The sequence below is a fragment of the uncultured Tenacibaculum sp. genome (assembly GCF_947494125.1).
GTDB lineage: Bacteria > Bacteroidota > Bacteroidia > Flavobacteriales > Flavobacteriaceae > Polaribacter.
The window spans coordinates 64,236-76,256 of record NZ_CANLTU010000009.1 but is presented as its reverse complement, the minus strand read 5'-3'; the positions used below and the strand labels follow the sequence as shown (position 1 = coordinate 76,256).

The 12,021-nt window shown below is 30.2% G+C and carries 7 protein-coding genes; 6 read left to right on the top strand and 1 reads right to left on the bottom strand.

What is annotated here, in order from left to right:
* Positions 1–36: 36 nt before the first annotated feature.
* The 4 genes from gyrB to mdh all read left to right on the top strand — a co-directional run bounded on the left by gyrB (position 37) and on the right by mdh (position 6,136).
* Positions 37–1,974 carry a DNA topoisomerase (ATP-hydrolyzing) subunit B gene (gene gyrB, locus Q0881_RS13780; RefSeq protein ID WP_299161381.1) on the top strand — a complete coding sequence of 646 codons (1,938 nt, stop codon included), beginning with the start codon at positions 37–39 and terminating at the stop codon, positions 1,972–1,974.
* 88 nt (positions 1,975–2,062) lie between these two features.
* Complete coding sequence (locus tag Q0881_RS13775; protein WP_299161378.1) at positions 2,063–3,103, top strand: DUF6588 family protein; 1,041 nt, start codon at positions 2,063–2,065, stop codon at positions 3,101–3,103.
* A gap of 117 nt (positions 3,104–3,220) precedes the next feature.
* Positions 3,221–5,080 (top strand): hypothetical protein, encoded by a 1,860-nt coding sequence (locus tag Q0881_RS13770; RefSeq protein ID WP_299161375.1) that lies wholly within the window; start codon positions 3,221–3,223, stop codon positions 5,078–5,080.
* Positions 5,081–5,209: 129 nt separating this feature from the next.
* Positions 5,210–6,136 (top strand): malate dehydrogenase, encoded by a 927-nt coding sequence (mdh, locus tag Q0881_RS13765; protein WP_299161372.1) that lies wholly within the window; start codon positions 5,210–5,212, stop codon positions 6,134–6,136.
* Between the two features lie 211 nt (positions 6,137–6,347).
* Here the strand turns inward: mdh and Q0881_RS13760 are convergent, their stop codons facing one another.
* On the bottom strand, positions 6,348–7,031 hold the full coding sequence (locus Q0881_RS13760) for an ATP-binding cassette domain-containing protein (RefSeq protein ID WP_299161369.1): 684 nt from the start codon (positions 7,029–7,031) through the stop codon (positions 6,348–6,350).
* A 125-nt stretch (positions 7,032–7,156) separates the two neighbouring features.
* Here Q0881_RS13760 and Q0881_RS13755 point away from each other — a divergent pair, with 125 nt between their 5' ends.
* Both Q0881_RS13755 and Q0881_RS13750 read left to right on the top strand, forming a co-directional pair.
* Complete coding sequence (locus Q0881_RS13755; protein WP_299161366.1) at positions 7,157–10,177, top strand: tetratricopeptide repeat protein; 3,021 nt, start codon at positions 7,157–7,159, stop codon at positions 10,175–10,177.
* Between the two features lie 39 nt (positions 10,178–10,216).
* Positions 10,217–12,001, top strand: a complete 1,785-nt coding sequence (locus Q0881_RS13750; protein WP_299161363.1) for a hypothetical protein — start codon at positions 10,217–10,219, stop codon at positions 11,999–12,001.
* The last annotated feature ends 20 nt before the right edge of the window (positions 12,002–12,021 follow it).

The following is a 12,021-nucleotide window of genomic DNA, read 5'->3' as shown; positions in this document are numbered from 1 at the left end:
ACATCAAGAAAAATAATTAATTTTTAACTCAAGAAAATGAGCGAAGAAAAAAAACATAATTATGATGCCTCTAGTATTCAGGCATTAGAAGGAATGGAGCACGTAAGAATGCGTCCATCAATGTATATTGGAGATGTTGGTATTCGTGGTTTACATCACTTAGTATATGAGGTTGTAGATAACTCTATTGATGAAGCAATGGGTGGTTATTGTGATCAGATTGATGTTATTATTAATGAAGATAATTCTATTACCACCAAAGATAATGGTCGTGGAATTCCTGTAGGAATTCACAAAAAAGAAGGTGTTTCTGCATTACAAGTTGTAATGACAAAAATTGGAGCAGGTGGAAAATTTGACAAAGACTCATACAAAGTATCTGGTGGATTACACGGTGTTGGAGTATCTTGTGTTAATGCACTTTCTGATCACTTAACAGCTACTGTACATAAAGAAGGGAAAGTTTGGCAACAAGAATATGAAAAAGGAAAAACCCTATATCCAGTAAAAACTATTGGAGAAACTGACTTTACAGGTACTATCGTAACCTTTTTACCAGATAAATCAATTTTTGAACAAACTACCGAATATAATTACGATACCTTAGCTACTCGTATGCGTGAGCTAGCGTACTTAAACAAAGGTATTACCATTACTTTAACTGACAAAAGAAACACCGATGATGAAGGAAATTTTATTTCTGAAACATTTCATTCAACTGAAGGGTTATCTGAGTTTGTTAAATATTTAGACTCTACTCGTGAGCAATTAACCGCTGGTGTTATTGCTATGGAAGGAGAAAAGAATGGTATCCCTGTTGAAGTAGCAATGGTTTATAATACTTCATATTCAGAAAATTTACATTCATATGTAAACAATATCAATACACATGAAGGAGGAACACATTTATCTGGTTTCCGTCGTGGATTAACACATACTTTAAAAAAATATGCCGATGAATCTGGTTTATTAAAAAATGTAAAGTTTGACATTGCCGGTGATGATTTCCGTGAAGGATTAACAGCTATTATCTCTGTAAAAGTTGCTGAACCTCAATTTGAAGGACAAACAAAAACAAAATTAGGTAATAGAGAAGTAAGTGCTGCAGTTTCTCAAGCTGTTGCAGAAATGCTTACCGATTATTTAGAAGAAAATCCTAACGATGCTAAAACTATTGTTCAAAAGGTAATTTTAGCAGCCCAAGCACGTCACGCAGCTAGAAAGGCTCGTGAAATGGTACAGCGTAAAACGGTAATGAGTATTGGAGGTTTACCTGGTAAATTATCTGATTGTTCAGAAACTGATCCTGCTCAATGTGAAATTTTCTTAGTCGAGGGAGATTCGGCAGGTGGTACAGCTAAACAAGGGCGTGATCGTAATTTCCAAGCCATTCTTCCTTTAAGGGGTAAAATCTTAAATGTTGAAAAAGCAATGCAACATAAAGTTTTTGAAAACGAAGAAATCAAAAACATGTTTACAGCCCTAGGAGTTTCTATCGGAACTGAAGAAGATCCTCGTGCTTTAAATTTATCTAAACTGCGCTATCATAAAGTAGTTATTATGTGTGATGCCGATGTAGATGGGTCTCATATTGCTACGTTAATTTTAACTTTCTTTTTCCGCTACATGCGTGACATGGTTGAACAAGGTTATATTTATATTGCAACGCCTCCTTTATATTTAGTTAAAAAAGGACAAAAACGTGAATATGCTTGGGATGATAACCAACGTGATTTAATTGCTCAAAAAATGGGTGGAGGTGTTAACATTCAGCGTTATAAAGGTCTTGGAGAGATGAATGCTGAACAATTATGGGACACAACCATGAATCCAGAATTTAGAACTTTACGCCAAGTAATTGTTGACAATGCCGCAGAAGCTGATAGAGTATTTTCTATGCTAATGGGAGACGAAGTTCCTCCTCGTAGAGAATTCATTGAAAAAAACGCTAAGTATGCTAATATAGATGCATAATAATTCATAAAAAACTCAACCAAATGGTTGAGTTTTTTATTTTAATTACAATATCATACATTTGTTACTTAATTAACAGCTTTGTAAAATGAAAAAAATTACTTTAACTTTTTTAACAATTTTTAGCTTAGTTTTTAGTGTAAAAGCCCAAGATGGTTTTGAACAAGCTATCTTAGGTAGTACAAAAGACGCAAAAAATCTTATTCAAGCATATTTTAACCCTGGCATGGAAGGCTTAATAAACAGTATGAATACTGGCTGGTACCATACAGCTAAAGTTCATAAAAAATTTGGTTTTGACATTACTATAGGCTTAAACGCAAGTTTTATCGGTTCAGAAAAAGAAACTTTCAATATTCAACAGGCTTTAGGCACAGGGTCTTCAATTACATCGAGTTCTACAACTGCCTCAACCTTTGCTGGACCTGATACTCCAACAACATTTACTGTTACAAGAACCATAGATATAGGAGGAACTCCGCAAGTAGTAACAGCCGATTTTGAATTACCTGGTGGTATCACTGGCGACTTCCCAATAAAAGCTATTCCTGCTCCAGCTCTACAAGTTGGACTAGGCTTACCATATAAATTTGAAGTAATGGCTCGTTTTTTTCCAGAAACAAAATTTGGAGATGACGGAGGAAAAATAAGTATGTATGGTGTTGGATTAAAAAAAGAAATAACTAGCTGGTTTGGTCCTCTAGACAAACTTCCATTACATGTATCTTTACTTGCTGCATACACTAACTTAGATGTAAGATATGAGTTTGCAGATCAAACTTCTGGAGCATTAACTATTCAAAATGGAGCAGGTGAATTCGGATTATCAGCTTTTTCTTTTCAAGCTATAGCCTCTTTAAACTTCCCTATAATTAATGTTTTTGGTGGTTTAGGATACAACTCTGGTAATGCCAATTTAACAATGAATGGTACTTTCAGTGGTACTTTCAATTCTCCTGGAGGAACAGAACAAATAGCATTAACAGCTCCAAGCTTAAAATTTAAATCAAGTAGTTTTAATACTACCATAGGAGCGAGAATTAGTTTAGGTTTTTTCAAAATTTTCGGAAGCTACTCTATTCAAGACTACAATACCGTAAATGCAGGTATAGCATTTAGTTTTAGATAATATTTTATTTGTTAAAAAAATCTTAATAAAAAGAACCTTACTTTCCAGTAAGGTTCTTTTTATTTTATATTTTCGAACCTCAATTATTAAAAACAACCTTTCAATATTAAAAAAATTATGAAAACAAGATTGCTTATTTTTCTAGTACACTTAATTATCTATACTAGTTTTTCCCAAGAAAAAAAATGGGAAAAAGATTTGAAAAGTGATTTGTACCAAGTAGGATGGATTAAACAATCCAATGAAGGAAATATTATAGCTTCTGGTGCTAAAGGTTTATTAGCCATGAATAATACCAATGGTAAAATTATTTGGCACAACAAAGAACTAAAGGCCATAGATAAAAACACTTATTTAAACATAGATGGTTTACCTTTTTTCTATGTAGAATATAGCCCTGTAGTAGGAAAAACTAGAGGAATAATTATAAATTCAAGTAATGGTAATATTCTTTTTGACACAAAAGATAAAGGATACAGAATTAAGGATTATACAATTTTACGCGATAAAAAAACTATCCTTTTTGAACTTCTAGATAACAAGGATCAAAAATTAATGAATTTTGATTTAACTAAAAGTAAAGTTAACTGGATTACTGATTTAGGTCAAGTAAGTGGATTATTTAAAAAATTAATAGGGAATTCATTTATTAATCACGGTCCAATTTTCACAAAAAACAACAACTTAATTGTAGGTGTAAAAGATGAAATTTATGCCCTTAACTTTACCAATGGAGAAATTATTTGGCAATATAACACCAAAAAGAAAATAAAAGCATTAGTTTATTCTGACAACAACAATAGCTTATATGTTGGCATAAAAAAATCTAATAAATTAAAAATTTTAAACCCTGATAATGGTGAAGACATTACTCCAGGCAAATTAAAATTAAGAGGAACATTAATCGATGTAATGCCGGACAAATCTGGAAACTTAATATTAGTTGAAACTGAAGGGTTCAACATTATAGATCCTACTACAAACTTATTTAAGTGGAAAAAAAGCTTTAAAATAGACTATTTAAATGAAGTTATTCCTCATGAAAAAGGAATGATTGCCATTGGTAAAGATGAAAAGAAAAGTTCTATTGCTTTAGTTTCTAATGAAGGAAAAAAAATATGGGACACTAATATAAACGGATATGCTTATTATGCAACTCCAACCGATAAAGGTGTCTTGTACATTTCAACAGAAAGATCTAACATCCTTGATTATAAAAAAGGAAAAGATGTGTGGAGAAGAGATGTAAAATTTAAATCTATCCCTGCTGTTACTTTTGATGAAAATGAAAATAAAGTCGTTCTTTTTGAAAATAAAAAAGGGTATAAATTTGATTTAAAATCTGGAGAAATTAATTTATTTGCAGAAGATATTAAATTAGAAAATGTAAAAAGAAAAACACCTTTAGTTGCTGAATATATTAAAGACGAAGGTTACTTATTAAGTACAGCTCAACACATGTCTTTATTAAAACCTAATGGAGAAATAAAGTACTCTTCTTATTATAAACCAGCTTCATCTATTAAAGGTTTAGTTGGCGTAGCTCAAATTGGACTAGCAGTTGCTGGTGTAGATTTCGACATCAAAGGATCTATGGAAAATATAGAAATGTTAAGTAGTTTATCTAATGGAGCCTATAGAACTTCTCAAGACCAAACAGATGGAACATCTAAAAGTTTTGAATTCATAGGTGTATATACAGGGCCAGATGAAAAAAATATGAAAGCGGTTTTTAGCATTGCTTCTCAAAGGTTTTTTAATTCAAAAAACATAAAAGACAGTCAATTTATAGTAACTAAAGTTAAAAGAGAGAACCTACCTAATATTCATAAAATTATAAAGATTAATAAAAAAACTGGTGCTACTGAAACTCAAATAGATTTATTAGATAAAACACCTAATTATGTTATTGATAAAGTAGATAATAATGTATTTGTTAATGAAAATAATCATTTAATATCTGCATATAAATTTTAGTACCACTCTTATAATGTTTTATTAGACAAACTCCATTGAAATTTCAATGGAGTTTTGCTTTTATATCCATAGCCAAATCACTATTTTTGTGCAACTTAAATTAATCATCACAATTAAAATATAAATAAAATGAAAGTAACAGTTGTAGGAGCAGGTGCCGTAGGTGCAAGTTGTGCAGAGTACATTGCTATTAAAAATTTCGCATCTGAAGTTGTATTAGTTGACATTAAAGAAGGTTTTGCTGAAGGTAAAGCTATGGATTTAATGCAAACTGCTTCTTTAAACGGTTTTGACACTAAAATAACAGGTACTACTGGAGATTATAGCAAGACTGCTGGATCTGATGTTTGTGTTATTACTTCTGGTATTGCTCGTAAGCCTGGTATGTCTCGTGACGAGTTATTAGGTATCAATGCTGGTATTGTAAAAACGGTTTCTGCTAACTTAATTGAGCATTCTCCAAATACAATTATCATCGTGGTATCTAATCCTATGGATACAATGACATATTTAGTTCATAAAACAACTGGTTTACCTAAAAATAGAATTATAGGTATGGGTGGAGCTTTGGATTCTGCTCGTTTTAAATACCGTTTAGCTGAAGCTTTAGAAGCTCCAATTTCTGATGTTGATGGAATGGTTATCGGAGGGCATTCTGATAAAGGAATGGTTCCTTTAACTCGTTTAGCTACTCGTAATTCTGTTCCTGTTTCTGAATTTTTACCAGAAGAACGTTTAGAACAAGTTAAACAAGATACTAAAGTTGGTGGAGCTACTTTAACTGGTTTATTAGGAACTTCAGCTTGGTATGCGCCTGGTGCTGCTGTTTCTGGTATGGTTCAAGCAATCGCTTGTGATACAAAGAAAATATTCCCTTGTTCTGCTTTATTAGATGGAGAATATGGTTTATCTGATTTATGTATCGGTGTTCCTGTTATATTAGGTAAAAACGGAATTGAAAAAATCGTTAATATCAATTTAAGCGAGGAGGAAAAAGCTCATTTAACAGCATCGGCAGAAGCAGTTAAAAACAACAACTCTTCTTTAGAGTTCTAAGAACAAATAATTAAAATAAATAATAACCCCAGAGTATAAAAATACTCTGGGGTTATTATTTTATAAAAAAGTGTTAAAAAAGTAAATTGAACTGTAAGAACTTTAAATAAAATACGTCTTTATAAAAGAAGAAGCAATAGCAGTGTTTCTTTTTCATAGTTTTTCATAGCAATTTTCCCACTTCACCGAGTTGATGAAGTGGGTTTATTTTTTAAACAGTTTGCTGCACTACTTCAAATAATTCTCCTCCTTCGCATTTTACCGTTTTTTGTTTAAACTTTACAATTAACTGATAATCATGTGTAGCCATTAAAATTGTTTTTCCGCTTTTGTGAATCTCATTTAACAATTCCATTACTTCTAAAGAAGTTTTTGGATCTAAATTCCCTGTTGGCTCATCAGCTAAAATTAGTTCTGGATTATTTAACAATGCTCTAGCTATCGCTACTCTTTGTTGTTCTCCTCCAGAAAGCTCGAATGTTTTTTTGTAGTACTTTTCTTTCATTCCTACTTTATCCAAAACTTCATAAATCTTATCCTTCATATCAGTTTTGTTCTTCCATCCAGTAGCTTTTAAAACAAACTCTAAATTATCAAAAACATTCCTATCGTTTAACAATTTAAAATCTTGAAAAACAATCCCCAATTTTCTTCTTAAAAAAGGAATGTCTTTTTCTTTAACTTTCTTTAAATCAAAACCAACAATATCACCTAAACCACGCTGCAATCTTAGATCTCCATATAAGGTTTTTAACAAACTACTTTTACCACTTCCAGTTTTACCAATTAAATAATAAAAATCACCTTTATTCAATGTAAAGTTAACTTTTGATAAAACTAAACTATCCTGTTGATAAATATCGGCGTTCTCAAGATGTAAAACTGGTCTTTCCATGTATCGATTTATTTCTACAAATCTAAAATTTTATTATGTAATTCTATAACATTTATTACTTTTGATAAAAAGTCTTCCAACAAAAATAAAAAACTAACGTTATACTACTTAGATAACTAAAGAATATGAGATTTATTTGTTATAAAAAAAGTTGCTACTTATTACTTCTATTAGCCTTTTCAACATCTGTAATAGCTCAAAAATCAGCTATTAATTCCGACATTGCTTCCAATTTTCACAAAGCAATAAAACTATACAATAACAAAGCTTATGCTGCTGCACAAGAACTGTTCACAAAAGTCTCTCTAAATTCTGAGCAACACAAGAATCGTAAGGCTGATGCTGATTATTATGATGCTATGTGTGCTATAAAATTAGTACAAGATAATGCAGATGAAAAAGTACTTGAGTTTGTAAAAAACTATCCCTATAACAACAAAAAAGAGAAAGCTTTTTTAAATGTTGGTAATTACTATTTTGCAAATAGAAAAGCTGCTCATGCATTAAAATGGTATCAAAAAGTAAATGAAAAGCTTTTAACGCAACCTGAAAGAAATGAATTAAATTATAAAATGGGATATGCTCTTTTAGCTTCAAATTATTTAAAAGATGCAAAATCTCGTTTTAAAACCTTACTTGGAAACCCAATTTATGGTAACGATGCTCGCTACTACTATGGATATGTAGCCTATAAACAAGAAAACTTTGGTGAAGCTGAAGATAATTTAAGCCAGTTAGCAAATGATGCTACTTATCAGGCAAAAGCAAATTACTATATTTTAGATATTAGTTTTAAAGCTGGTCGTTTTGATAAGTCAGTACAAATTGGTGAAAAACTTCTAAAAAACACGAAAGAACAAAAAGAAATCTCTCAAATTTCAAAAATAATGGGTGAGAGTTATTTCAATTTAAAAAAATACGATCTAGCTATACCATTTTTAAAAGCTTATAAAGGAAAAAAAGGGAAATGGACTAATACCGATTATTATTACTTAGGCTATGCTTATTACAAGCAAAAAGATTATGAAAAAGCTATTGGTAATTTTAATAAAATTATAGGAGGTAACAATAAGGTTGCCCAAAATGCTTACTATCATTTAGGTGAATGTTATTTAGAACTTGAGAAAAAACCAGAAGCTTTAAATGCATTTAGAAATGCTAGCGAAATGGATTTTGATTTAAAAATAACTGAAAGTGCTTTATTTAACTATGCTAAATTAAGCTACGAACAAGGAAATCCATACGAGAACGTTCCTGACGTATTAAAAGGTTTTATAGCTAAATACCCTAAATCTCCAAATACTGCTGAAATAAATGAGTTATTAATTACTTCTTATTTACACCAGCAAGATTACCAAGGAGCTTTGGATTATTTAAACGAGTCTAAATCTCCTGAAAATAAAAATCTAGCGAATGAAGTATCACTATACAGAGGTATTCAATTATTCAATGAAAGTAAATTAAAAGAAGCTAAGCCATATTTTTCAAATGCAACTTTAGCAGATAACACTATTGTTAGTAACAAAGGAACTTTTTGGCTGGCTGAAACAGATTATTTACTAGGTAACTATAAAGAAGCTCTAGCTAGCTTTTTATTAGTCACAAATAAAGAAATTGAAGAAACAAAAAAATTAGATTACAACATCGCCTATACTTATTTTAAACTTAAAGACTACGAAAATGCAGCTAATCATTTTCAACAATTTCTAAGTGCAAAATTAAATGACAATGATTTAAATGATGATGCTTCTAACCGTTTAGGAGATTCTTATTATGCTTCGAAAAAATACGCTGATGCCATTGAATCATACAATAAGGTAATTCAAGAAGGTGGTGTCGGTTCAGATTATGCTCAATATCAAACAGCAATGAGTAATGGGTTTATGGGTGAGAACGAAACAAAAATTCAAAGCTTAAAAACATTAATAAATAATTATACTGATTCTCAATTGCAAGATGACGCATTATTCCAATTAGCAACAACATACACAACTACAAATAATTCAACAGAAGCTCAAAAAACCTTCAATCAATTATTATCAAAACACACAAATAGTAATTATATACCTAATGTACTTTTACGCCAAGGATTATTATTTTACAATAATAATAACAATAAAAAAGCTTTAGAAAAGTATAAAGAAATTGTTGCAAAACATCCAAACTCAAAAGAAGCAAAACAAGCTGTTACTAATGTTAAAAATGTATACATAGATATAGGTAAAGTTGACGAATATGCTGCTTGGGTTAAAGGTGTAAAATTTGTAAATGTTACAAATGCGGAACTTGACAATGCAACATACCAATCTGCAGAAAATAAATTTTTAGACAATAATAACACAAAGGCTGTAGAAGGGTTTAATAAATACCTGCAAGCATTTCCTTCTGGTGCTCATGCTCTAAAAGCTCATTTTTATGTAGCGCAATCATATAACAATATAAATCAGTTTAAAAATGCTGTTCCACATTACACTTATGTGATTAGTCAAAATAAAAGTGAATTCACAGAGGAATCGCTAACAAAGCTTGCTAACATTTATTTAGAAGAAGAAAACTGGAATTCAGGAATGTTAGTTTTAGAGCAACTAGAAAAAGAAGCTAACTACCCTCAAAACATTATTTTTGCACAAAGTAATTTAATGAAAGGCTACTACAAAAAAGAAGATTATTCAAATGCAATTACATATGCAGAGAAAGTTTTAAGTAATGGTAAAATTGATGCTAACATTATTGAAGACGCCAAAGTAATAATAGCTCGCTCTGCTTTTAAAACGAATGATTTTTTAACTGCTGAAGAATTTTTTAATGAAGTTAGTAAAAAAGCAACCGGAGCTTTAAAAGCTGAAAGTTTATATTATAATGCTTTCTTTTTAAATGAAAATAAAGATTACGAAACTTCTAATAAAGCTGTACAAGATTTAATAGCAAATTACTCATCTTATAAATATTGGGGGGTAAAAAGTTATATTGTTATGGCCAAAAATTACTACGCTTTAAAAGATGCTTATCAAGCAACTTATATTCTAGAAAATATTATTAAAAACTTCACGCAATACAAAGATGTAACAGAAGAGGCTAAAAATGAGCTTAGTAATATTAAAAATAAAGAAGCAAAAACAAACGAATCAGTAACTACCCAAAACTAAAATTTGTTAACAACAAAAGAAAGTTCAATGATTAGATCGATGAAAAAGCACCTAGGTTTACTTATTTTATTTGTAATATCAATTGCAAATGCGCAGGAGAAAAAAACAACCGAAAAAGCTAAAGACACTATAATTAAAACAGAAGTAGTTAATGTAGTTACTTCTTACGTTCCAAAAATTACGGATGCTTTTAAAATAAAGCAAAAACCAATAATACAACACACTAAAGAAACTCAAAAGAAAGAACTTAAATATCAAATATTTTCTGTTCCTGTTGCTTCTACTTTTATACCTAAAAGTGGAACCATGAAAAAAATAAATTTGGGTAAACGAGAAAGGCTATATCCAAACTATTTTTCTTTAGGTTTAGGAAATAAAATTACACCATATCTTGAAACTTATATAAGACGAAATGAAAGTTATGATAGTGAATATGGAGTCCATTTTAAGTTTTTACTTTCGGCAGACCCTGTTGAAAACACACAGCTAAGCAGCACCTATTACAATGCAAGTCTTAACTTGTTTTATTCACAACAAGAGCGTTATTACAACTGGAAAGCTGGTATAAAAGCTGCTCGTGATAAATACAATTGGTATGGTTTACCTAGTAACATTAATTTTACCGAAGCAACAATAAGTGCTATAGAAGAAGAACAAGCTTATAATAATTTTAAAGTTTTTGGTACCATTAAATTTGACGACTCTTATTTAGTTGAAGGAAGTGGTTCAGTTACCTACTTTTCAGATGCTTTGAGTAGTAATGAATTTTTCATAGATGCAAATGCATTATTTAAATTTCCATTAGATGGTTTCAATCGTCAATTAAATGATTTATCAATAAATACCACTTTAAGTTATTTAGGAACTAAATTTGAAAAGTCTTATGACTCTCAAAACCAATTAAAACATAGTTTTTTTGTTTTTGGCGCACATCCATCTTATAAATTTAATGTACAAGATTTAGCAATTAAAATTGGAGCTAAAGCATATTTTTCTTTAGATTTAGAAAACAGCAATAATAATTTTTTAATATATCCTGATGTAGAAATTTCTTATCCTATTGTAAACGATTTTGCAAATGTATTTGTTGGTGCTTCTGGTGATTTAGAAACAAATTCATATCAATCTATTTCAGAACAAAACCCTTACATATCTCCAACGCAAAATTTATTACAAACTAATAAAAAATATGCCGTTTATGGTGGTATTAAAGGAAAGTTAGATTCTCAATTTAGTTACAATTTTAAAGCTAGCTATTCAGACATAGAAAACAACCCATTTTTCACATTAAATCAATCGAAATCAAATGGTAGTAACACTGCAGGGAGTAATGCTTTTACTTTTTCCGGTTACGAATATGGGAATTCTTTTACAACTGTATATGATGACATTAAATTACTAAATTTCTTTGGAGAAGTTGCTTTTGACGGTATAAAAAATTTAACTGTAGGGTTAAATGGACAATTCAATTCATTTACACTAACAAACCAACAAGAAGCTTGGAATACTCCAAAAATGAAAGGGGAAATCTTTGGAACTTATAAAACAGAAAAATGGTTTGCTGGTGCTAATTTTTTCTTTGTAGGAGAACGAAAAGGAAAAGAATACGAAGTACTTCCATCTATTCTACCTCCAAATACAATTAATTTAAAAAGCTATTTTGATGTAAACTTTAACGGTGGGTATCATTTTAGCGACTCTTTTTCGGTTTTTTTAAATCTTAATAACGTATTAAATAACAGCTATCAAAGATTTAATAACTTTAACGTTCAAGGATTTCAAGCAATGGGAGGTTTAACTTGGAAGTTTGATTCTATTTTTTAATATTTTAAAATATAAAACTT